At 68.6% G+C, this 23,055-nt stretch carries 20 protein-coding genes; 10 read left to right on the forward strand and 10 right to left on the reverse strand.

Annotated elements, in window-relative coordinates; translation table 11 throughout:
* Nucleotides 1-14: 14 nt before the first annotated feature.
* Together paaE and MNR00_RS12485 are read left to right on the forward strand one after the other, a co-directional pair.
* The gene (paaE, locus tag MNR00_RS12480; protein WP_241928845.1) at nucleotides 15-1,160 is read left to right on the forward strand and encodes a 1,2-phenylacetyl-CoA epoxidase subunit PaaE; all 1,146 of its coding nucleotides are present in this window, start codon (nucleotides 15-17) and stop codon (nucleotides 1,158-1,160) included.
* Between the two features lie 30 nt (nucleotides 1,161-1,190).
* Nucleotides 1,191-1,961: an enoyl-CoA hydratase-related protein gene (locus tag MNR00_RS12485; protein WP_241926242.1), complete on the forward strand. Its 771-nt coding sequence runs from the start codon at nucleotides 1,191-1,193 to the stop codon at nucleotides 1,959-1,961.
* 18 nt (nucleotides 1,962-1,979) lie between these two features.
* On the opposite strand, the gene MNR00_RS12490 is transcribed toward MNR00_RS12485, so the two are convergent.
* Nucleotides 1,980-2,489, reverse strand: coding sequence for a phosphoribosyltransferase (locus MNR00_RS12490; protein WP_241926243.1), 510 nt, complete (start codon nucleotides 2,487-2,489; stop codon nucleotides 1,980-1,982).
* Between the two features lie 47 nt (nucleotides 2,490-2,536).
* Between MNR00_RS12490 and MNR00_RS12495 the strand changes: the two genes are divergently transcribed.
* Together MNR00_RS12495 and MNR00_RS12500 are read left to right on the forward strand one after the other, a co-directional pair.
* Nucleotides 2,537-3,352 carry a class II glutamine amidotransferase gene (locus MNR00_RS12495; RefSeq protein ID WP_241926244.1) on the forward strand — a complete coding sequence of 272 codons (816 nt, stop codon included), beginning with the start codon at nucleotides 2,537-2,539 and terminating at the stop codon, nucleotides 3,350-3,352.
* Between the two features lie 155 nt (nucleotides 3,353-3,507).
* Nucleotides 3,508-5,232 carry a thiamine pyrophosphate-binding protein gene (locus MNR00_RS12500; protein WP_241928846.1) on the forward strand — a complete coding sequence of 575 codons (1,725 nt, stop codon included), beginning with the start codon at nucleotides 3,508-3,510 and terminating at the stop codon, nucleotides 5,230-5,232.
* Nucleotides 5,233-5,257: 25 nt separating this feature from the next.
* Here MNR00_RS12500 and MNR00_RS12505 read toward each other — a convergent pair whose 3' ends face one another.
* The 7 genes from MNR00_RS12505 to MNR00_RS12535 form a co-directional block, all read right to left on the reverse strand.
* Complete coding sequence (locus MNR00_RS12505) at nucleotides 5,258-6,991, reverse strand: Na+/H+ antiporter (protein WP_241926245.1); 1,734 nt, start codon at nucleotides 6,989-6,991, stop codon at nucleotides 5,258-5,260.
* 114 nt (nucleotides 6,992-7,105) lie between these two features.
* On the reverse strand, nucleotides 7,106-8,212 hold the full coding sequence (locus MNR00_RS12510) for an endonuclease/exonuclease/phosphatase family protein (protein ID WP_241926246.1): 1,107 nt from the start codon (nucleotides 8,210-8,212) through the stop codon (nucleotides 7,106-7,108).
* A gap of 55 nt (nucleotides 8,213-8,267) precedes the next feature.
* Nucleotides 8,268-8,900, reverse strand: coding sequence for a response regulator transcription factor (locus MNR00_RS12515; RefSeq protein WP_241926247.1), 633 nt, complete (start codon nucleotides 8,898-8,900; stop codon nucleotides 8,268-8,270).
* 5 nt (nucleotides 8,901-8,905) lie between these two features.
* Nucleotides 8,906-10,060 carry a histidine kinase gene (locus MNR00_RS12520; protein WP_241926248.1) on the reverse strand — a complete coding sequence of 385 codons (1,155 nt, stop codon included), beginning with the start codon at nucleotides 10,058-10,060 and terminating at the stop codon, nucleotides 8,906-8,908.
* 10 nt (nucleotides 10,061-10,070) lie between these two features.
* Complete coding sequence (locus MNR00_RS12525; RefSeq protein WP_241926249.1) at nucleotides 10,071-10,826, reverse strand: ABC transporter permease; 756 nt, start codon at nucleotides 10,824-10,826, stop codon at nucleotides 10,071-10,073.
* Between the two features lie 3 nt (nucleotides 10,827-10,829).
* Nucleotides 10,830-11,780, reverse strand: a complete 951-nt coding sequence (locus tag MNR00_RS12530; RefSeq protein WP_241926250.1) for an ABC transporter ATP-binding protein — start codon at nucleotides 11,778-11,780, stop codon at nucleotides 10,830-10,832.
* A gap of 127 nt (nucleotides 11,781-11,907) precedes the next feature.
* Nucleotides 11,908-13,764: an FAD-dependent monooxygenase gene (locus tag MNR00_RS12535; RefSeq protein WP_241926251.1), complete on the reverse strand. Its 1,857-nt coding sequence runs from the start codon at nucleotides 13,762-13,764 to the stop codon at nucleotides 11,908-11,910.
* 156 nt (nucleotides 13,765-13,920) lie between these two features.
* Between MNR00_RS12535 and MNR00_RS12540 the strand changes: the two genes are divergently transcribed.
* On the forward strand, nucleotides 13,921-14,607 hold the full coding sequence (locus MNR00_RS12540) for a helix-turn-helix domain-containing protein (RefSeq protein ID WP_241926252.1): 687 nt from the start codon (nucleotides 13,921-13,923) through the stop codon (nucleotides 14,605-14,607).
* A gap of 13 nt (nucleotides 14,608-14,620) precedes the next feature.
* On the opposite strand, the gene MNR00_RS12545 is transcribed toward MNR00_RS12540, so the two are convergent.
* The gene (locus tag MNR00_RS12545) at nucleotides 14,621-15,802 is read right to left on the reverse strand and encodes an FAD-dependent monooxygenase (RefSeq protein WP_241926253.1); all 1,182 of its coding nucleotides are present in this window, start codon (nucleotides 15,800-15,802) and stop codon (nucleotides 14,621-14,623) included.
* Between the two features lie 92 nt (nucleotides 15,803-15,894).
* Here MNR00_RS12545 and MNR00_RS12550 point away from each other — a divergent pair, with 92 nt between their 5' ends.
* Nucleotides 15,895-16,605 carry a TetR/AcrR family transcriptional regulator C-terminal domain-containing protein gene (locus tag MNR00_RS12550; RefSeq protein ID WP_241926254.1) on the forward strand — a complete coding sequence of 237 codons (711 nt, stop codon included), beginning with the start codon at nucleotides 15,895-15,897 and terminating at the stop codon, nucleotides 16,603-16,605.
* A gap of 78 nt (nucleotides 16,606-16,683) precedes the next feature.
* On the opposite strand, the gene MNR00_RS12555 is transcribed toward MNR00_RS12550, so the two are convergent.
* Nucleotides 16,684-18,066: an MFS transporter gene (locus tag MNR00_RS12555; protein WP_241926255.1), complete on the reverse strand. Its 1,383-nt coding sequence runs from the start codon at nucleotides 18,064-18,066 to the stop codon at nucleotides 16,684-16,686.
* 133 nt (nucleotides 18,067-18,199) lie between these two features.
* Here MNR00_RS12555 and MNR00_RS12560 point away from each other — a divergent pair, with 133 nt between their 5' ends.
* From MNR00_RS12560 to hpaD, 4 genes are read left to right on the forward strand one after another with little or no spacing between them, the layout of a single operon-like run.
* Entirely contained in the window at nucleotides 18,200-19,687 is a 1,488-nt protein-coding gene (locus tag MNR00_RS12560; RefSeq protein ID WP_241926256.1) for a fumarylacetoacetate hydrolase family protein, read from the forward strand.
* Nucleotides 19,684-20,361, forward strand: coding sequence for a GntR family transcriptional regulator (locus MNR00_RS12565; RefSeq protein WP_241926257.1), 678 nt, complete (start codon nucleotides 19,684-19,686; stop codon nucleotides 20,359-20,361). The genes MNR00_RS12560 and MNR00_RS12565 overlap by 4 nt, the downstream gene beginning before the upstream one ends.
* Nucleotides 20,361-21,857 (forward strand): 5-carboxymethyl-2-hydroxymuconate semialdehyde dehydrogenase, encoded by a 1,497-nt coding sequence (gene hpaE / locus MNR00_RS12570; protein WP_241926258.1) that lies wholly within the window; start codon nucleotides 20,361-20,363, stop codon nucleotides 21,855-21,857. The genes MNR00_RS12565 and hpaE overlap by 1 nt, the downstream gene beginning before the upstream one ends.
* 14 nt (nucleotides 21,858-21,871) lie before the next feature.
* Entirely contained in the window at nucleotides 21,872-23,053 is a 1,182-nt protein-coding gene (gene hpaD, locus MNR00_RS12575) for a 3,4-dihydroxyphenylacetate 2,3-dioxygenase (protein WP_241926259.1), read from the forward strand.
* Nucleotides 23,054-23,055: the final 2 nt, after the last annotated feature.

Below are 23,055 nucleotides of genomic sequence, written 5' to 3' on the forward strand. Positions count from 1 at the left end.
TGCCGCTGTTCCGGATGCCGGCCGCGCCGTCTTCGCGCGTCGCGCCCACCCACACCGGCGACCGCCACCGCGCGCGATTCCACACGCTGACCGTGTCGGACGTGCGCCCGCTCACCAAGGACGCCGTCGAGGTCACCTTCGCCGTGCCGCCCGCCCTGATCGACGAGTACGCCTACCTGCCTGGACAGTACGTCGCCCTGCGCGTGCGGCTCGAGGGCGAAGAGGTGCGGCGCTCGTACTCGCTGTGCCAGCCACCGACCCCCGCCGGCGAGGACGGCACCACCCTCAGTGTCGGCGTCAAGCGCGACGAGGGCGGCCTGTTCTCGACGTGGGCGCAGACCGAGCTGAAGCCCGGATTCGAGATCGATGTGATGAGCCCGCAGGGCACCTTCACCTCGGGACTCGCCGGACTCGACGGCGCACACGTGGTCGGGATCGCCGCAGGGTCTGGCATCACGCCGATGATGGCTCTGGCCAGGAGCCTGCTGACAGCATCCGACACCACGCGATTCACGCTGCTGTACACGAACAAGGCGACCAGCGACGTGATGTTCCTCGAGGACCTCGCCGACCTCAAGGACCGCTACCCGACCCGCATCGTGCTGCACCATGTGCTCTCACGCGAGCAGCGGACGGCGCCGGTGCTCTCCGGGCGCATCGACGAGGAGCGGCTGCGGACGATCCTCGACGCGCTGATCCTGCCGGCGACCGTCGACGAATGGTTCCTGTGCGGGCCGTTCGCGCTGGTCGACCTGTGCCGTGAGGTGCTTGCCGACCTCGGAGTGCCGCGCGAGCACGTGCGGTTCGAGCTGTTCACCACCGGCGACGAACCCACCGAGCGCGGGCCGCGCAAGGTCGAGGTGCACGCCGGCGATGCGACCGTGCGCATCGAGATCAACCTGGACGGCGTCTCGTCGACGGTCGAGAGTCCGGTCGACGCGCATGAATCGGTGCTGAACGCCGCGCTGCGGGTGCGTCCTGACGCTCCGTTCGCGTGCTCCGGCGGCGTGTGCGGCACGTGCCGCGCGCGCGTGCTCGAGGGCAGCGTCACGATGACCGAGAACTACGCGCTCGAGCCCGACGAGATCGAGCGCGGCTACGTGCTCACCTGCCAGTCCCATCCCACCAGCGACCGCATCGTGGTCGACTACGACGTGTGACCGCCGCTGTTCACCTCGCAAGGAGCCGCCATGATCGATCTCACTTACGCCGGCGATGTCGCGCACATCACGCTGAACGCCCCTGACAAGCTCAACGCCCTCGATGAGCAGGCGTTGCACGGGCTGGATGCCGCCTACGCAGAGGCGGCTGATGCCGGCGTGCGCGCCCTCGTGCTGCGCGGCGAGGGCAGGGCGTTCTGCGCCGGCCGCGACATCTCAGGGGTCGATCCGCGGGACGACGACGTCATCGGATACCTGGGCGGCATCGTCACCCCACTGCTCAAGCGCATGGTGACCTTCCCCGCACCGACATTCGCCGTGGCGCACGGCGCGTGCCTCGGCGTCGGGCTCGGTCTTCTGATCGCCTCCGACGTCGTCTATGTCGCCGAGTCCGCGAAGATCGGCTCGCCCTTCGCAGCGCTCGGGGCGACCCTCGATTCCGGCGGACACGCGCTGTTCGCCGATCGGCTCGGCGCGCACAAGACGCTCGATCTCATCTACACCGGACGGCTCATGTCGGGTGCCGAGGCTGTGGCATCCGGCCTCTTCTCACGCGTCTTTCCCGACGATGAGGTGCGGCAGGCGACGGAGGATGCCGCCACCACCGCATCCCGCGGTGCGACCGCGGCGTTCCTGGCGAGCAAGCAGCTCATCGCGCGGATCCGCGACGAGCGGCTGGCGCTGTGGGAATCGGTCGACATCGAGAATGCCGCGCAGGCCGCACTCTGCGACACGGATGACTACCGCGAGGGCTTCGCGGCGTTCCAGCAGAAGCGCAAGCCGGAGTTCCACGGGCGCTGAGCGCGCCTCGCGCCAGCCTCACGCGGTCGGCGGCAGGCCCTGGTCCTCTTCCACGACGGTGCCCTGGTACGACCACGGGAAGTTGATCCACAGATCAGTGTCCTTCCAGGCGTAGTCGGGCTGGATGATGGTGGACGGCTTCGTGTAGATCGTCACCGAGCGCACGTCGGCACCCTTGTCCTGCAGCAGCTGCACGGCGAGCGCGAGCGTGCGTCCCGAATCGGCGACGTCGTCGACCAGCAGCACGCGGCGCCCGTTCAGGTACTCCATGTCCAACTCGGGCGGCAGCACCGCAGGGGCGTCCAGCACTGTGCCGATGCCCGTGTAGAACTCCATGTTGATCGCGCCGCAGTTCTTCGCGCCGAGACCGTAGGCGATGGCGCCGGCCGGCAGCAGTCCACCGCGGGCGATCGCGACGACCACTTCGGGCATGAAGCCGCTGTCGATTATGGCGCGCGCGAGCTGCCGGGTCGCGTCACCGAATCCGTCCCAGGTGAGCGTCTCGCGCTCGGTCACCACATCCGTCATGTGCCTATTCTGCCCCTCGCACGCCGCGGGCGTACGGTAGGAGCATCATGTGCCGACTCTTCGCGTTCGTCTCGCCCGTGGCATCCACCGCGCGCAGCCAGCTCCACCTCGACGGACTCGAGAGTCTGCTCTCGCTCGCCCGGCTGCACGGCGACGGCTGGGGCTGGGCGGGAGTCGAGACGCTCGGCGCGGCACCCGAGGTGCGCAAGTCGCCGCTCTCGGCGGTGTCGGATGCTGATTTCACCGCCGCCATCGATGCTCCGGCGCGTGCGGCGATGGTGCACCTGCGCTGGGCGACAGCTGGCCTTCCGGTCAACATGAACAACGCGCACCCGTTCGACGTCGACGGCATCACCTTCGGCCACAACGGCACGATCAAGCCCCTCGACGAGCTGCGCGCGTTGCTCTCCCCCGCGAGCGCATCGGCACTGACCGGCACGACGGACAGCGAGATGTACTTCGCACTGATCCGCGAGCAGGTCGCGCTCGGCTCGAGTCTGCACGACGCCACCGTCGCCGTGGTGCGGATGCTGCGCGAGAAGTTCCCGCAGGTGAGCCTGAACGCGCTGATGCTCGACGGCGAGCAGCTCATCGTCGTGCATGCCAGCGCGACCAGCGCTCTCAACGACGACGACCTCGGGCGGATGGGCCCGCTCGCTGACAGTCTGCCGCCTGGACACAACGAGGACTACTTCGCGCTGCGCTGGCGGGAGGGAGTTGACGGGACGGTCGCCGTCAGCTCCACGGGCGTGGCGGGCGACGGCTGGCAGCCGCTGCCCGCCGAATCCGTCACCGCGATCCGGCTCGACGACCGCTCGCGCACGACGATCGAGCTGACACCGGCAGCCATCGCTCAGGGGTAGTTTCGACGCGACCGGGTTCGGCACGCGGCTAGAATCGAACGGTCCGGCCGCTTCTGCGGGCCGATGCCCGAAAAAGGGGCACGAAGCACTCCGCGCTGATGCGTGAGCAGCGAGACATATACGGATCCCCTCCGTTCATGTCGAAAGGCCCCACCATGCCCACAGTGTCGGCGCACGTCGCTCTCACCCTCGCCCAGCACATCGACCACGTCTTCGGGGTGATGGGCAACGGAAACGCCTATCTGCTCGATGCGCTCGAGAAGCAGACGGATGCCATGTTCACCGCCGTCCGGCACGAACAGGGCGCCGTGGTCGCCGCAGATGCGCACTTCCGGGCATCCGGCCGCATCGCCGCCGCGACCTCGACCTACGGCGCCGGCTTCACGAACACGCTGACGTCGCTCGCAGAGGCCGTGCAGGCGCACGTGCCGCTCGTGCTCGTCGTCGGCGATGAGCCGACGTCTGGGCCCCGGCCGTGGGATGTCGATCAGGTCGCGCTGGCCTCGGCCGTCGGCGCCCGCACCTATACGACCGGGCGTGCGGATGCTGCGGCCACCACGGTCATCGCCATCGAGCACGCCCTGACCTACCGCGTTCCCGTGGTGCTGGCGATCCCCTACGACGTCGCTGCCCTCGAGGCGGGTCCTGTGCCCGAGGCTCCGGCCCCGCGGATCTCGGCGCCGCTCGCTCCGCGCGGGGAGTTCGCCGATGGGATGCTGGGCGAGATCGCCGCGGCTCTGGCCGACGCGGAGCGTCCGTTCCTGTTGGCCGGCCGCGGTGCCTGGCTGGCCGGCGCCGGTGAGGCCCTCGGACAGCTGGCCGATGCCACCGGGGCGCTCACCGCCTCGACGGCGCTCGGCCGGGGCATCTTCCCCGAGAGCCGCTACGACCTCGGCGTCACAGGCGGCTTCGGCGCCGACGGCGCCATGGAGCTCATCCGGCACGCCGATGTGGCCGTGGTGTTCGGCGCCTCACTGAACCAGTTCACGATGCGCTTCGGCGAGCTGTTCGCCCCCGGCACCCGCGTGTTCCAGGTCGACGTGGCACCGGCTGCGACCCACGCGCACGTGGGCGGCTTCGTCCGCGGGGATGCCCGTGTCGTGGCATCCGACCTCGTTCAGCGCCTCGCATCCGAGCGCTCCGCGCGGGAAAGCGCGCTTCCCGCGGACGAATCCGCGGAATCCTCCCGCGCGAAGCGCGCATCGCCGCGCGAAGCGCACACCCCGTGGCGCGAAACCGTCGACATCGCTGCCGCGCGCGTCTACGAACGAGCTGACGAATTCGCCGCCGACGGCCGGCTCGACCCGCGCGCAGCGGCTCGCCTGCTCGCGGAGCTGCTGCCGCAGGACCGCGTGGTCGTCTCGGACGGCGGGCACTTCATCGGCTGGGCGAACATGTACTGGCCGGTCGCGTCACCTGACCGCATGATGATGATCGGCACGGCGTTCCAGTCGATCGGGCAGGGCTGGCCGAGCGTGGTCGGCGCGACCCGCGCCCGCCCGGAGTCGACCGTCGTGCTCACCTCTGGCGACGGCGGAGGGCTGATGGCGATCGCCGACCTCGAGTCGGCCGTGCGGGCAGCCGCCGGCCACGGCATCGCGGTCATCTGGAACGATGCCGCCTACGGCGCCGAGGTCAATCTGTACGGCCTGAAGGGGCTGGCCGAGGGCCCCATGCTGATCCCCGAGGTCGATTTCGCGGCGTTCGCCGGCGCGGTGGGCGCAGAAGGCGTGGTCGTGCGGACGCTCGCGGATCTCGAGCGACTGCGCGAATGGACCGCCGAGCCCGTCGCCGAGCGCCGGTTCCTGGTGCTCGACCTGCGCATCTCCGGAAAGGTGATCGCCCCGTACCAGCAGGAGATCATCCGCGTGAACTCCTGAGTCCGGAACCGCGCCGGAGCGGGATTCACTCGAGCTGCTCGATGCCCTCCAGGCGGATCTGATCGAGATCGAGGCGCGCCGAGATCCGGTACACCACGAGATCGTCGATCGTCCCCGACCGGCGCAGACCGCGCAGCACCTCGCGCTTGTGGTCGAGCATCGCGAGCTTGAGTCGCGAGAGCTCGTCATGTCGGATGAGCGGGGAGCGCTGCTCGAGGTCGACATCCGCCGATGTCGCGACCATCTGCAGCGTCGTGCCATCGCCTGCAGCAGGAGCACCGCTCTGCTCGGCCGAGCCGTCGGCGAGCGGGTCCGGTGAATCCAGCAGATCCTCCAAGGCGCCCACCTCGGCGTCGATCAGCGCCCGCTCGCGGGCGAACGCCTTGGCGTTGGCGAGCTCGAGCATCTCGTAGCCGTCGCGGCGCACCCGATCGCGCACCTCGTCACTGATCCCGTGCTCGGCTGCGAGCGAGTCGAGTGCAGCCATGGCCGCGCCTGAGATCGCACGTTCGGCGAGTTCGAACTCCTCGTCCTCACCGTGATCGACGGGGTACTTCGCCCACCGCACGACGGCGGGCAGCAGCGGGCCCTGCACGAGAAGACTGAGCAGGATCACGCCCGCCGTGACGAAGATGATGTCATCGCGGCCGGTCAGGGCCGTGCCGTCCGGCGCCGTGAGCGGGACCGAGAGGGCGATCGCCAGCGAGACAGCGCCGCGCATCCCGGCGACGGTGCTGACGACCTGAATCCGCGTCCGAAGTCCGGGCGGGTGCGCCGGGCCGCCGCCCATCCTCTGGAACGGAACGGCTAGCAGCTGGAACAGGAACCGCACGATGAGCAGCACAGCCCAGACCGCGACGGTCGCAAGGCTGAGCCAGCCGATCGTCTGCAGCGAGGTCTGATGCACGACCCACTGCACCTCCAGCCCGATCAGGACGAACAGGGCGCCATTGAGCAGGAAGACCCCGAACGGCCAGGCGGCTTCGGCCTGACGGCGCGACGCTGCGGTGGTCACCTGCGAGCTGAGATAGGCGGCGATGAGACCGGCGACCACCACCGAGAGCACACCGGACGCATGGATCAGCTCGGCGATCATGAAAGCCGTGAACGGCAGCAGCAGCATCGTCACGTTGATCACGATCGTGGTGCGCACCCTGCGCAGCAGCAGCCACGCGGCCGCTGCCGTGACGACGCCGACGATGATCCCGCCGAGGTACGAGACGATGACCGTCCACGTCACCATCAGCGGTGTGACCTGACCGCCGACCGCGATCGACACCGCGATCGCGTACAGCACGAGCGCGGTGCCGTCGTTCGTCAGGCTCTCGGCCTTGAGCTTCATGAAGGTGCGCCTTGGAAGCAGCCTTCCCAGGGCTGCGACAGCCGTGGCATCCGGCGGCGCCACCGCGGCACCGAGGATCAGAGCGACCTCCCAGGGCAGCCCGAACAGCGCTGCGACGCCGGCGACGGCGAACGCCGATGCGACGACGAGCAGCGTGCTCATCGGCAGGATGTAGCGGAAGTCCCGCCGGATGGACCGCAGTGAGGTGGTGAGGCTCTCCCAGAACAGCATCACAGGGAGGAACAGCAGCAGCACGGTCTCTGGCGGCAGCTGCACCTCGCGCAGAGCGGGAACGAAGCCGAGCAGCAGGCCGAACACGACGAGCACCAGGGGCAGGGCCAAGCGCAGGCGCGGTGCCAGCAGTGTCCCCGCCAGAATCGTCAGCCCCAACAGGACCGTGATCTCCAGACCTTCCATGCGCATCACCCCTCTGACGCCGCGGGTGTACACGCAACGTGCTCAGAGCACAGCACCCGACAAGGAAACGGTATTCCCGACTCGTCGGCAGCGAAAGGCCTCGAGCGCTGACCGCTACTCCGTCACGGTGAAGCGCGTCAGCACGGCCTTGTGATCGGTTGGCCATGCGGCCTTCGGCGTGAGGATCTCGTCGGCACTGTCATCCACGACCCGCTCGTTCCGCACGATCGACGACTGCGGCCCGACGACGGTCGACGACTCGATCGTGAGGCGCTCGTCCGGCACGGCGAAGATGTAGTCGATGCGGTCGCGCTCATCGGCCTCTGGCGCCCAGGTCAGATCAGTGGTCTCGAACGCCTCATTGTCGGACGGCCACGTGAAGCCGGGGTTCGCCACCGGGTCGGGGTACATCTCACGGAAGGAGTCGACGAGACCGGCATCGAGCAGCTTCTGCGTCGTCTGCCACTTGATCGCGACGCCGTTGTGGTCGAAGAGGTCAGCGGCATCCGAAGTCCAGTCCAGCGCCGGGGGCTCGTTGAAGTCCCCACCCAGGATGACGATCCGGCCCGCTTCGCGCTCTGCGGCGATATCGGCGATGACCTCATCGGCCGCTGCCGGACGGCCGGATGCCTCGTTCGCGGCGAGGATCTGCTCGGAGTCGGTGACCGGAGCGTCCAGCTGATCCCAGCCGTCCCATCCCGCAGGCCAGTCGCCCTTGACCTCGCCGCCGTACCCGCGCGGCAGGTAGGTCGTGTACCACCGGTACTCGAGGTGTCCGCCGTAGACGACGACCTCCGTGCCGTTCACGTCGAGGACGGCCTTCGACCACCACTCGCCGACGGGCTCACTGGAGATGATCGGGTAGCGCGACACGATGCCGGTGTCCGTCGCGATGTAGTTGTCGTAACCGAGCAGTCGACCGACTTTGACCGGCGCGCGACCCACCTCGGGCATGAAGGTCACGTCAGCGTCCGTCTCGACGATGACGTCGGCGATCGCCTGGGCCCCCTCGCGCAGCTGGGTGCCGCCGTGCCAGACGTTGAACGTCAGCACGTTCAGGCCACTCGCCCCGTCGACTGCGGGCTTCGGCTTCGCCGGATCCGCGGCCGGCAGCGTCTGTTCGTCGATCCACAGCCAGGCACTGAGCGCCGCTGCGATGGCGAGAACCGCGCCGATGCCGATGAGCAGAATGCGATGGCGTTTCAGGGCGGGTGCGACCATCCGACGGGAGTCCTTTCTCACGACTGATCGGAGGCTATCACTCCCCGGACAGGCGTCAGATCCACCCCTTGTCCTGCGCGATGCGCACGGCCTGGGCGCGGTTGGCGGCGCCCGTCTTGCCGATGGCAGCCGAGAGGTGGTTGCGCACGGTGCCAGCCGAGAGGAAGACGTCGGATGCTATCGCGCCGGCCGACCGGCCGTCGGCCGCCAGGCGCAGCACCTGCTGCTCACGCTCGCTGAGCGGATTGGCCCCGTCGAACAGACTCTCCTCCGCCAGCACGGGGTCGAGCACCCGGAATCCCGCGTGCACGCGGCGCACGGCCTCCGCCAGCTGATCGGCCGGGGTGTCCTTCACGATGAAGCCGCTGGCACCGGCATCCAGCGCCGAGCGCAGGTAACCGGGTCGGTCGAACGTCGTCACGATCAGCACCCTGGTGTCGGGGCCGGCCGCACGCACGCGGCGGGTGGCCTCGATACCGTCCAGGTCGGGCATCTGCACATCCATCAGGCACACGTCTGGGCGCAGCTCGGCGACCATCCGCACCGCCTCCAAGCCGTCTGCCGCGACTCCGACGACGGCCAGGTCGCCCTCCAGTTCCAGCAGCGCGGCGAGCGCACCGCGCACCAGCGCCTGATCGTCAGCGATCACCAGTCGGATCCGCTCGTCCGCGCCCTCCGCTGCAGGCATCCGATTCACCACCTGATCTCCACTCGAGTGCCGCGATCAGGCCCTGGACCGAACTCGAATGCGGCGCCGGCAGCGGCCGCGCGTTCCCGCATTCCGCGCAGGCCGCTGCCGTCGGCATCCTCGGCGGCCTGGGACGGACCGCATCCGTCGTCCACGACGATCAGCCGTCCCGGCTCGATCGTCACCGACACGCTCGTCGCCTTCGCATGCCGGAGCACGTTCGTGATCGCCTCGCGCAGCACCCAGCTGGCCGTCAGCGACTGCGCGGGCGAGAGCGAACTCGACTCCCCCGCGACGCTCATGTCGATGCCGGCGGCCCGCAGGACGTCGCGGGCGGATGCCAGCTGCTCGACGAGCGTCGTCGCCCGCACCCCGGCGACAGTGGCGCGCACGCCGGCGATCGCCTCGGTGGTGAGCGCGGTGATGTCGGCGAGCTCGGCCTTCGCGCGCTCGGGGTCGGTGTCGATCAGTCGCGCGGCGAGCTGGGACTTCAACTGCACGACGGTCAGTGAGTGACCGATCAGGTCGTGCACGTCGCGGGCGACGGTCTCGCGCGCCTCGCTGGTCGCCAGCTCCAGCCCGAGACGATCTGCCTGGGACGAACGGATGATCAGCGAGGTGGAGACGGTGTTGACCACGCCGAGCAGTGCGACGATCGCCAGGATCGAGATGAACGTCATGCCGCCAGGCAGCAGAGACACGCACAGCGCGGTGAGGACGACGCCGCCGATGGTGGTGATCCAGTGCGCCGGTCTGGTGAGCCCGTACGAGGCGAACGACATGATGAACGGCAGGAAACCAAGGGCGTTGACGCCGCCCGCCGGTATGTAGACCAGCGCACACGCGATCATTCCGCCGAAGATCCACCACTGCCCGGCCGGCACCGGTCTGCCGAGACCCGCGCCGCGACGCATCCCGCGGATGAACCCCCCGACGTAGAGCACCACGAACGCCGCCATGGCGGTCCATCCGACACCGATCCAGATCGGAGCCGCGTCCGATTCCACCAGCGCGATCGCCGGGTAGATCAGAAAGAACAGCCAGATGACCGCCATCAGCCAGCCGTATCTGTCCCACGGGTTGCTCGGCTGACGTGCAACCGCGGCCGAAGCCGCACCCGATGGATCGGGCGCGGCTTCGGCGACGGGTTCGCGGGTCATTCTCCCCACCCTACTGACGGCGCCGCGAGCGCTTCATACCGGCGATGACGAGTGCGGTGAACAGCAGCACCCAGACGACGATGTTCAGCAGCACCACCCAGAGCGGGTCGGCCTGACCGGTCGTGAGCACGCCGTCGGTCAGAGGCCAGCGCGAGAGCGCAACGAACCCGTACAGCGGAGTGAAGCGGGCGATGTCGAGCATGACGCCGTCCAGTGGCATGAACACGTTGCCGAAGAAGGCGAAGAAGGTCATCGAGATGGATGCCAGTGCGGCGGCCGAATCGGCGTTGAAGAACAGCCCGACGCCGAGGCCGAACAGTCCGTAGATGAGACCGACGCCGAGGATGATCCCGGCGCTCGCGAACCAGCGCCACAGGTCGGTGGTCTCCGCGCCGGTGATGACACCGGCGGTGAACACGGCGAGAAGTGCGAGGACGGCGAACGAGAACGCGGTGATCAGCTTGGTCATCGCGTATCCGGCGCTGCTGAGCGGAGTCATGGCGAGCTGGCGGCCCCAGCCCTGCTTCGACTCGGCGGCGGCCAGCGAGGTGAGCGAGCTCATCGCGACGGCGGTGCCGTACGCCGCCATCGACACCATCACATAGAACGAGACGTTGCCGTGTCCGGCGGTCGTGCCCCCATAGGCCGGGTTCGCACCGAACAGCAGGTACATCACCACCGGCATCGCAAGGGTGAAGGCGAGCGTGTAGGGGTTGCGCAGCTGGCGCACGCCTTCGATGCGAAGCATCGTGGTCGAAGTCATCATGTGTCAGTCCTCCGTGAGGGTGGTGAAGGCGGTCTCGAGGGTGGGCGCTGCGATCTCCAGATCGTGGGCGCCTGCAGCCAGCAGAAGGCCGGCGATGGCATCCGAATCCGCGCTGCGCAGGGTGAGCCTGGTCGCATCGACGCGCAGGTCGACGACATCCGGATGCTGCCGCAGCGAGGCGACCAGTGAGTCGGCATCGCCCGGCAGTGTCGCGGCGACCGAGCGGGCGCCGAGACCTGCACGCAGTTCGGCTGTCGGGGCATCGGCGACGATCGTGCCATGGTTCATCACGACGGTGCGGCGGGCGAACTGCTCGGCCTCCTCCAGGTAATGGGTGGCGAACACGATCGTGCGGCCGGCGTCGGCATCCGCCCGCATGACGTCCCAGAACCGGCGGCGGGCGGTGACGTCCATGCCGGCGGTGGGCTCGTCGAGCACGAGGATGTCGGGATCGGCCGTGAGCGCGAGCGCGAACTTCACGCGCTGCTGCTCGCCGCCGGAGCACTTCGACACGCGGCGGCGGGCGAGGTGGGTGAGGTCGGTGCGCTCGAGGATCTCTGGCACCCGCGCGAGGGCTGCCTTGCCGTGCAGCGAGGCGATCAGCTGCACGGTCTCGCCGACGGTGAGGTCGCCGAGCAGCCCGCCGGTCTGCAGCACGGCCGCGATCGCACCGGACTTGGCGGCGCGCATGGGCGTGGTGCCCAGTACTTGCACGGTGCCGTCGCTGGGGTCGGTGAGTCCGAGCAGCATGTCGAGGGTGGTCGTCTTGCCGGCGCCGTTCGGGCCGAGCAGGGCGACGACCTCACCGCGTCGGATGCTGAGATCGACGTTCTCGACGGCCTGGACGCGGTGGTCCCCGGCGCCGTAGTGGCGACGGACGCCGCGCAGTTCGACGACCGTGTCAGTGGTTGATGTCGCTGGTGCGACAGTCTGGGTTTGGGTTGCGCTGAGCATGTATCCAGCATCGTCAGCGTGAGCGTCGGATGCCGGATGCCGATGTCATGGGTTCGACATGACAGATGTCATGTCGCGCGGCGCGTCGCAGGCAAAGTGCCGAACGCTCGGGGGGCGAACCTCCGGATCAGGACGCCGGCAGCAGCATCCCCGCCAGGTACTCCCCCAGCTCGTCGACGGCGTCCAGGGGCAGGATCGCCGCGACGTACTGATCGGGCCGCACAACGATCACGACGCCGTCGCGAGAGAGCTCGCGCGCCTCGAAGATGTCGGTATCGGTCCACTTCGAAGGGCCTGCCGCGTAGACCTTCTCCCAGTCGGTGAGGCCCAGCGGCCCGCTCTTCGGCGCGAACAGCTCGTGCGCCGTGGTGACCTCGAGCTCTTCGAACGCCTGCTGGTGGATCGCCTTCACGTCGAAGACCGAGTCGACATCAGCATCCGACGGCGTGTACGTCGCGAGCAGCGGCGCGACCCGCTCCGCCCAGGCATTCAGCCGGGTGCCGGTGCGGTCGCCGAAGGCGTATACGCGCCAGCGGCCGTCGGCCTTGGCGTGGTGGCCGAGGTGCGTGACGTTGCCGTCGCAGACGCGCACCACCTCTGCCGACTTGAAGCGCTTGCCGAGGGGGAAGCCCGCGGCGAGCGCCTGGTGTGCATCGGTGCCGGTGATCATCGACGAGGTGTACTGCGTCATGAAGCCGGAGGGGAACTCCGCCGTACCCAGGTAGAAGGTCGCGAGTTCCTGCGGGTCGCTGATCTCCTCGGGCTTGCGTGCCATCAGGCTCGACCACTCCTTGTCGAAGTCGATCAGCTGCTGCGCCACCGGTCGACGTTCGGAGCCGTAGGTCGACAGCAGCGATTCCGGGCTGCGGCCGGTGAGCACCGCGCCGAGCTTCCACGCGAGGTTGAAGCCGTCCTGCATCGAGACGTTCATGCCCTGACCTGCCTTGGCGCTGTGCGTGTGGCAGGCGTCTCCGGTGAGGAAGACGCGCGGGGTGCGATCGGATTCGTCGATCACGTCGTCGAATCCGTCGGTGACGCGGTGTCCTACTTCGTACACGCTGTGCCAGGCGACGTTCTTCACGTCGATGGAGTATGGATGCAGGATCTCGTTCGCCTTGCGGATGACCTCTTCGATCGGGGTCTGCCGCACGCGGTGGTCATCGTCATCTGCGACCGCGCCGAGGTCGATGTACATCCGGCTGAGGTAGCCGCCCTCGCGCGGGATGTGCAGGATGTTGCCCGCCTCGGCATTGATCGCGCACTTGGTGCGCCAGTCCGGGAAGTCGGTGTTGACCAGCACGTCCATGACACCCCAGGCGTGCGCGGAGATGCCGCCGACGTGCTTGCGGCCGATCGCCTCGCGCACGCCGCTGCGGGCGCCGTCGCATCCGGCTACGTACTTCGCGCGGATGGTGCGCTCGCCGTTCTGATCCTTCACGCGCACCTCGACCGGGTACTCGCCGTCCTCGTGCACGGTGAGTCCCACGAACTCCACGCCGTAGTCGGGGACGATCCGCCCTGGCCCGTGCGCGGCTGCCTCGGCGAAGTAGTCGAGCACACGCGCCTGGTTGACGATCAGGTGCGGGAACTCGCAGATGTCGTAGGCGTAGTCGGCGGTGCGCGCGGTGCGGATGATGTTGTCGCGGTTCTCAGGATCTGGACCCCAGAAGTTCATCCAGCCGATGTTGTAGGCCTCGGCGATGATGCGCGACGCGAACCCGAAGGCCTGGAACGTCTCGACGCTGCGCGGCTGGATGCCATCGGCCTGCCCGAGCACGAGGCGCCCCTCGCGCTTCTCGATGATGCGCGTGTTGACGTTCGGGTACTGCGACATCTGCGCTGCCATCAGCATGCCGGCGGGACCGGAGCCGACGATGAGCACGTCCACCTCGTCGGGGAGGTCTGCGGGGCGGTCGATCCCCAGCCCTTCGGCGGGCAGCACCCGCGGGTCGTGGGAGACGTAGCCGTGGTGGTGGAACTGCATCTTCGGGTCCTTCCCGGGACATCGTCGTCTTGTGCGCTGGTCTTGCCCCGCATGAGCGTGTGTTCTATATTCGAACACAACGTTCTACTATGGAACAGATCGTATACGATGACGGGTGCCGCCACAAGGATGCCCGTCCGCACGCGAAGGAGCCCGATGGCCGCCCCCGCCTCGCAGACGCTGAGCCGTGGCATCCGAATCCTCGAGATCCTCGCCGACGGCCCACTCTCGATCGACGATGTCGCGGCGCGACTCGAGGTGCACCGCTCGATCGCGTACCGCCTGCTGCGCACGCTGGAGGATCACCGGCTCGTCGCGCGCGACTCGGCGGGGCGCGTCTCGCTCGGCCCGCGCATGGCAGCCCTCGCCGCCGGGGTCGCGCACGACCTGCAGGCCGAAGCACTGCCAGAGCTCACCGCCGTCGCGAACGAGTTGGGCATGACGTGCTTCCTCGCCGTGCTCGATGGCGACGAGTGCATCACGCTCACCAGCGTCGAACCGAGGCACGCAGTCGCGAACGTCGCTCAGCGGCCGGGCACGCGGCATCCGATCACCGTCGGCGCGCCGGGAAAGGCGATCCTCACGCAGCTGCGCGACACCCAATGGCCTGCGGTCGACGAGGCGCTGCGCGCCGAAGTCGCCGCCGCCGGCGAACGAGGCTACGCGATCAGCCACGACGAGGTCATCCCGAATCTGCGCTCCGTGGCGGTACCCCTGGTGCTGCGAGGCAAGCGCCCGGCGGCACTGGCTGTCGTGCACGTGGCCTCGCAGCGTTCGGATGCAGAGATCGCGGCCCGTCTGCAGCAGTCGGCGACCGGCATCCGGGACGCTCTCGGAGGGTGAGGCTGGTGCCCGCTCAGACCAGCCTGTAGTCCGGGATGCGATCATCGGTGGCGAACGCGTCGGTCATCCACAGCATCGAGCGATAAGACACCGGATTGGCGAACGTCCAGTTGCGCATCCGGATGCGCCGGTTCGACCGCGGCGCCAGAAACGGCCCGGCATTGCCGGTGCGGGCGATCTTGGTCGGCTTGCGCATCCGCCGATCGTAGGCCGCGAGCGCTGCGAGGTGGTCGCCGCGGGCGCGAACCAGTTCGCCGGCGAGGACATACGCTCCGATGAGCGCCAGCCCGGTGCCGAATCCACCCAGCGTGTTGGCGTACCCGGAGTCGCCGACGAGAGCGAGGCACCGCCGGGTGAAGGTCGACATGCGCGTGCGCGCGAGCACATCGAGGTAGAAGTCGGATGCTGTGCGCGCCGCCTCCAGGGCCGCAGGCGCTCGCCACCCCGTGTCGGCGAAGGCGGTCTCGAGGAAGGCGCGCTGCGAGCCGACGTCCCGGCGATCGTAGTCCGGCCGCTCCGCGTGGAAGACGAAGAGCGCCGGTGCCTTCTGTCCGCCGAGCAGCACCAGCCGATTCGGGGTGTTGTATCCGTAGGCGACGGCGCGACCATCGGCCAGCCGCGTCTCCAGACCGTCGAGTGACACCTGTCCACCGGCGACGGCGTAGTAATAGCCACGTGATTCGACGCACTCCTCTTCCGGGCCGAAGCCCAGCCGCCGCACCGCGGAGTGCACGCCGTCGGCGCCGATCACGAGGTCGAAGCGCTCGGAGTCGCGTCCGGCGAATGCGACGTCGACCCCTGCTGCAGCTTCCTTCATCGCGACGATTTCCTCGCCGAAGATGTACTGCGCATCCAGCGCGGAGTGTCGATGCAGGATGCCGGCGAGATCACCGCGCAGGATCTCGATGTCACCGCCGATGAACTCCCCCGGCACGACCGCCTGCACCTCGTCGTGCGCATCGACCATCCGCCAGTCGGTCTTGTCGGTCTGGTGCGCACGCACATCATCGAGGACGCCCATCCGCGTGAGCAGCTCGCGATGCGTGCGGCCCTTGAAGTCGACGGCCTGCCCGCCAGGTCGGATCCCGTCGGACTTCTCGACGACCGTCACGTCGAAGCCGTTGCGGCCGAGCCACCGCGCCAGGGCAGGGCCGGCGATGCTCGCCCCCGAGATGAGGACTTTCGGTGCTGCCATGACGGGCTCCTTCGTCGCGATTGAACTGCGTCCCTCAGACACAGTAACAAACAGCGTACGATGGACGCAATAGACATTCGGAGGGAGCCACCGTGGGATCACCCGAGCACGGCAGCGGCACAGCATCCGGCAGCGGCGTGCTCTGGACCGCCCCGCCAACGGGCCGACGAGGCCCCAAGCCCCAGCACTCGCTCGCCGGGATCGCTGCCGCCGCGATCGCCGTCGCCGACGCCGAGGGGCTCGCAGCCGTCACCATGCAGCGCGTGGCAGAGTGCCTGGACACGACGAAGATGGCCCTTTACCGGTACTTGCCCGCCCGCTCCGACCTCGACGCGATCATGCTGGACAGCGCACTGGGGACACCACCCGCCCATATCGACTCCGGCTGGCGCGAGACCCTCACCGCCTGGACGCGATCACTGTTCGACCGCGCAGTGCAGCACCCCTGGACCGCCGAGCTGACCCAGCATCCACACGTTCCCGGCCCTGCGGAACTCGCCTGGTACGAAGCAGGGCTGGCCGCCACCGCGGCACTGCCGCTGAGCGGCGGCGAGCGCCTCGACCTGCTGGCGCTGCTCTCCGGCCACGCACTGTCGCTCGTGCGGCAGCGTACGGGTTCCACATCCCCCGAGGCGGACCTGGCGGCCGGCCTCGCTCCTGTCCTCGCCGCGCACGGCGACCGCTATCCGCTGACCTCAGCGGCGTTCTCGACCGCGGCGCTCGACGACTCCCGAGACCAGGCCCTGCAGTTCGGCATCGAGGCGATCCTCACCGGTATCGCCGCGATGGTTGCGGCGCGCTGACCGCGGCATCGCCGGGCGAGACGGCGGAGCAGGTGCGGCTGCGGCGGCGCGGCCACTCGAGCCGCGCCACCGCCGGTTTCAGGCCCTCGACAGACCGTAGATCGGGCTCTTCGACTGCTCGACCTCGTGATCCGGCCCGAGCGGGATGCCGCTGCGGTCGCGCAGCAGGAGGGTCGCGATGAGACCCAGCACGGTCATGCCGGCGAGGTACCACGTGACGGCCTGCGTCGATCCGGTGGCCTGCACGATGGCCGTGGCGATGGTCGGGGCGAAGGCACCGCCGGCGATCGCGCCGATCGCGTACGAGATCGAGACCCCCGAGAAGCGGATGCTGGCCGGGAACAGCTCGGTGTAGAGCGCCGCCTGTGGACCGTACGTGAATCCGAGGCCGATCGTGAGGATCGCCAGGCCCGCGAACAGCAGCCCGACCTCGCCGGTGTTCACCAGCGGGAACAGCGTGAACACGCCGACGAGCTGCATGACCCAGCCGGCGATGTACGTGTTGCGACGGCCGATGCGGTCGCATACCCAGCCGGCCAGGAGGGTGGAGAGCAGCCAGGTGACGGCGGATCCGGCGACGGCCCAGAGCACCGGACCGCGTTCCATCGCGAGCGCACCCTCGGGGTTGGTCGCGTAGCCCTGGATGTAGCCACCCGTGGTCATGTAGCCGACGGCGTTGTTTCCGGCGAAGACGAGTGCGGCGATGATCACGAGCAGGGCGTGCTTCTTGAACAGCTGCACGATCGGCATCCGCGCCTCCTCCTTGCGCTCAGCGAGCTCGGCGAAGACGGGGCTCTCCTCGACACGGCGCCGCACGTAGTACCCGACGAGGATCAGGACGACGCTGAGCAGGAACGGCACGCGCCACCCCCAGATGAGGAACTGCTCACCTGGAGCGATCGCGGTCATGATCGCCATCACGCCCGAGGCGAGCAGCAGACCCAGCGGCACACCGATCTGCGGCGATGCGCCGAAGATGCCGCGCTTGGTCCTCGGCGCGTGCTCGACAGCCATGAGCACGGCGCCGCCCCACTCGCCGCCTGCCGAGATGCCCTGCAGGATGCGCAGCAGCACGAGCAGGATCGGAGCGGTGATGCCGATGGCCTCATAGGTGGGCAGCACACCGATCAAGGCGGTGGCCGCCCCCATCAGGATGAGCGTCCACATCAGCACGACCTTGCGACCGAGCTTGTCGCCGAAGTGTCCGGCGAGGAACGCGCCGAGCGGGCGGAACAGGAAGCTCACACCCACTGTCGCGAATGCGATCAGGGCGCTGTTCGCGCCGAGTGGAGCGAAGAAGAGCTGCCCGAAGACCAGGCCGACAGCCGTGGCGTAGATGAAGAAGTCGTACCACTCGACGGTGGTGCCGATCACGGTTGCGAACACCACCCGGCGGCGGTCGTGAGGGCTGGCGATGGTGCCTGTCGGCGTGAATCCTGGTGAACCGAGCTGATCGCTCATGATGCTCCTTGGACGGCGTTGTCGGATGGCAGCGATGACGCTTGCCACGGGGTGCTGTGATCATATACGATTTCGAATACGACGCACAAGGCACCGTCCGGAGGTGCCCCACCAGCGCGAGGAGGCGCCCCCAGTGACTGAGATCGACCGCCCAGGCAAGATCATCGCGATCCACCTCAACTACCTCTCGCGTGCCGAGCAGCGCGGCCGTCGCCCGGCCGCCCCCTCCTACTTCTTCAAGCCCGCGAGCTCCGTGTCCGGCACAGACGGCACGGTGGAGCGCCCGGCCGGCACCGAACTGCTGGCCTTCGAAGGCGAGATCGCCCTGATCATCGGCACCCCGGCCCGGCGCGTCTCCGCGGCAGATGCCTGGTCGCACGTGGCGTCGGTGACAGCATCCAACGACCTCGGCCTGTACGACCTGCGCGCGAACGACAAGGGCTCGAACGTGCGCTCCAAGGGCGGCGACGGCTTCACGCCGATCGGCCCCGACCTCATCGACGCGGCGTCCGTCGACCCTGCCGCCCTGCGCGTCCGCGCCTGGGTCAATGGCGAGCTCGCACAGGACGACAGCACGTCCGGTCTGCTCTTCCCGCTCCCCCAGCTGGTCGCCGATCTCTCGCAGCACTTCACGCTCGAACCGGGTGATGTCATCCTCGCCGGCACACCGGCCGGCTCCAGCGTGATCGTGCCTGGTGACGTCGTCGAGATCGAGGTGGATGCCCCTGATGCTCCTGGCACCCCCTCGTCGGGGCGCCTTCGCACCACGGTGACGCAGGGCGAGACGCCGTTCGACCCCGCGCTCGGCTCGATGCCGGCCGTAGACGATCTGCAGCGCGCCGAGGCCTGGGGCTCGCGGGAAGCTGCCGGGCTGCCGCCGGCCGAAGCGAAGCCCACCCTCTCCCCCGAGCTGCGCGCCAAGCTGCTCGAGGCGCCGACCGCCGGACTCTCCAGCCAGCTGCGCAAGCGCGGCCTGCACGCCTGCTTCATCGACGGACTCTCGGCCAACATCGCCGGCGCGAAGATCGCGGGCACAGCCAAGACGCTGCGTTTCGTCCCCGCCCGCGAAGATCTCTTCAAGAGCCACGGCGGCGGCTACAACGCCCAGAAGCGCGCGTTCGACGCCGTGGACGAGGGTGAGATCATCGTCATCGAGGCTCGCGGCGACGCGAGCACCGGAACCCTCGGCGACATCCTCGCACTGCGCGCCAAGACGCGCGGCGCTGCCGGCGTCGTCACCGACGGCGGCGTGCGCGACTTCGACGCGGTCGCCGAGATCGGACTGCCGGTGTTCTCGAAGGGCGCACACCCCTCGGTGCTCGGCCGCAAGCACGTGCCGTGGGAGTTCGATGTGACCATCGGCTGCGGCGGCGCCACCGTGCAGCCAGGCGACGTGATCGTCGGCGACGGCGACGGCGTGATCGTGATCCCGGCGCATCTCGCCGAGGAGGTCGCCGACGCCGCGCTCGCGCAAGAGGACGAGGATGCCTGGATCGCCGAGCAGGTGGCGGCCGGCCACCCCGTCGACGGACTGTTCCCGATGAACGCCGAGTGGCGGGCACGCTACGACCAGCGGGAGCGCGCATGCGGTGCGCTGAGCGAGCGGAGCGAGACGAAGTGACCGCCGTGCGCGAGGCGAGCAAATCCGAGCAGGCCTACGTCTGGTTGCGCGGACGCATCTCCTCGCACGCCTACGGACCCGGATACCGACTGGTGCTCGGTTCGATCGCAGACGAGCTGCAGATGAGCGTCGTGCCGGTGCGCGAGGCCATCCGCCGCCTCGAAGCCGAGGGTCTGGTCACCTTCCAGCGCAATGTCGGCGCACACGTGTCGCTGGTGGACGAGAGCGAGTACGCGCACACCATGCAGACGCTCGGACTGGTCGAAGGCGCCGCCACCGCACTGTCGGCGCCGCTGCTCGACGTGGCCGCACTCGACCGCGCCGAAGAGATCAACGATCGCATGCGGGATCTGCTCGAGCACTTCGACGCGCATCGCTTCACGCAGCTCAATCGCGACTTCCACTCAGTGCTGTACGAACCGTGCCCGAACCCGCACATCCTCGACCTCGTGCACCGAGGGTGGGCCCGGCTCTCGGGCATCCGAGACACCACCTTCGCGTTCGTGCCGGGCCGCGCACGGGAGTCGGTCGAAGAGCACTCCGAACTCATCCAACTGCTGCGCAACGGCGCGACACCTCTGAACATCGAGTTGTCCGCACGACACCACCGCTGGCGCACCATGGAGGCTTTCCTCGCCTCGCGCCACCCACACCACACCGAAGAAGGACGATGATGACCGACGTGTACACCCCGGCAGACCTGCCGGCGAAGATCCAGCACTACATCGACGGTGAATTCGTCGACTCCGTCGACGGCGACACGTTCGAGGTGCTGAACCCCGTCACGAACGAGACGTACGTGCACGCCGCGGCGGGCAAGAAGGCCGACATCGACCTGGCCGTCGCCGCCGCGCGTCGCGCTTTCACCGAGGGCCCCTGGCCGCGGATGCTGCCGCGCGAGCGCTCCAGGGTGCTGCACCGCATCGCCGACATCGTCGAGTCGCGAGACGCGCGTCTGGCAGAGCTGGAGTCCTTCGACTCTGGCCTGCCGATCACCCAGGCCCTGGGTCAGGCCAGGCGCGCCGCCGAGAACTTCCGCTTCTTCGCGGACCTGATCGTCGCGCAGTCCGATGACGCCTACAAGGTGCCCGGCAAGCAGATCAACTACGTCAACCGCAAGCCGATCGGCGTCGCCGGCCTGATCACCCCGTGGAACACGCCGTTCATGCTCGAGTCGTGGAAGCTCGGGCCGGCACTGGCCACCGGCAACACCGTCGTGCTCAAGCCCGCCGAGTTCACGCCGCTTTCGGCCTCGCTGTGGGCCGGGATCTTCGAAGAAGCCGGACTGCCCAAGGGCGTCTTCAACCTCGTCAACGGACTCGGCGAGGACGCCGGCGATGCGCTGGTGAAGCACCCAGAGGTGCCGCTGATCTCGTTCACCGGCGAGAGCAGCACCGGGCAACTGATCTTCGGCAACGCGGCTCCGTTCCTCAAGGGGCTGTCGATGGAGCTGGGCGGCAAGAGCCCGGCGATCGTGTTCGAGGACGCAGATCTCGACCTGGCGATCGACGCCTGCATCTTCGGCGTCTTCTCGCTCAACGGCGAGCGCTGCACCGCCGGCTCCCGCATCCTGGTGCAGCGGTCGGTGTACGACGAGTTCGTCGAGCGCTACGCCGCCCAGGCGCAGCGCGTGAAGGTCGGCATGCCGCACGATCCGACCACCGAAGTCGGCGCACTCGTGCATCCGGAGCACTTCGCGAAGGTGATGAGCTACGTCGAGCTCGGCAAGAGCGAGGGCCGTCTGGTCGCCGGCGGCGGCCGCCCCGACGCGTTCCCCGAGGGCAACTTCGTGCAGCCGACCGTCTTCGCCGACGTGCCGTCGGACGCCCGCATCTTCCAGGAGGAGATCTTCGGACCGGTCGTCGCGATCACCCCGTTCGACACGTACGACGAAGCCCTCGCGCTCGCCAACAACACCAAGTACGGCCTCGCCGCGTACGTCTGGACGAACGATCTGAAGGGCGGCGTCAACTTCGCCCAGTCCGTCGAGGCCGGAATGGTGTGGCTGAACTCGAACAACGTGCGCGACCTGCGCACCCCGTTCGGCGGCGTGAAGGCATCCGGTCTCGGCCACGAGGGCGGCTACCGCTCGATCGACTTCTACACCGATCAGCAGAGTGTGCACATCACGCTCGGCGAACCCCACAACCCCACCTTCGGAAAGCACTAGGCAAGGACGCTGACATGACCAACCGCACCGACTCGACACATCGCGCAGGCATGACGCTCACCTCCTCGGGCTTCTACGTGAGCCAGGAGTCGAACATCCGCGCCGACAACCCTGTGGCGACCCCGACCAGCACCCCGCCCGACATCCTGCGCTGCGCGTACATGGAGCTCGTGGTCACCGACCTCGCGGCCTCCCGCGAGTTCTACGCCGATGTGCTGGGGCTGTACGTCACCGCTGAAGACGACGAGGCGATCTACCTGCGCTCCACAGAGGAGTTCATCCACCACAACCTGGTGCTGCGCAAGGGACCGATCGCGGCTGTCGCCGCGTTCTCGTACCGGGTGCGCTCGGCTGAGGACCTCGACCGGGCCGTGGAGTTCTACCATCAGCTCGGCTGCGAGGTGCGCCGGGCTCCGGAGGGCTTCGTGAAGGGCATCGGCGACTCGGTGCGCGTCGTCGACCCTCTGGGCTTCCCGTACGAGTTCTTCTACGAGACCACGCACGTCGAGCGCCTGTCATGGCGCTACGACCTGCACACGCCGGGCGAGCTGGTGCGCCTGGACCACTTCAACCAGGTCACCCCCGACGTGCCGCGCGCCGTGCGCCACTACCAGGACCTCGGCTTCCGCGTCACGGAGGACATCCAGGATGAAGAGGGCACCGTGTACGCGGCGTGGATGCGACGTAAGCCCACCGTGCACGACACCGCCGCCACCGGCGGTGACGGCCCGCGCATGCACCACGTCGCCTTCGCGACGCACGAGAAGCACAACATCCTCGCCATCTGCGACAAGCTCGGCGCGCTCCGCCGATCGGATGCCATCGAGCGGGGTCCAGGTCGCCACGGCGTCAGCAACGCGTTCTACCTCTACCTGCGCGACCCCGACGGTCACCGCGTGGAGATCTACACGCAGGACTACTACACCGGCGACCCCGACAACCCCGTCATCACCTGGGATGTGCACGACAACCAGCGTCGCGACTGGTGGGGCAACCCGGTCGTGCCCTCGTGGTACACCGACGCCTCGCTCGTGCTGGATCTGGACGGCAACCCGCAGCCGGTCATCGCCCGCACCGATGACAGCGAGATGGCCGTCACGATCGGCGCGGACGGGTTCTCGTACACCCGCCCTGACGACACGTCGGAGATGCCGGAGTGGAAGCAGGGCGAGTACAAGCTTGGACACCAGCTGTGACT

Source organism: Microbacterium sp. H1-D42 (assembly GCF_022637555.1).
In the GTDB taxonomy this organism is placed as follows: Bacteria; Actinomycetota; Actinomycetes; order Actinomycetales; family Microbacteriaceae; genus Microbacterium.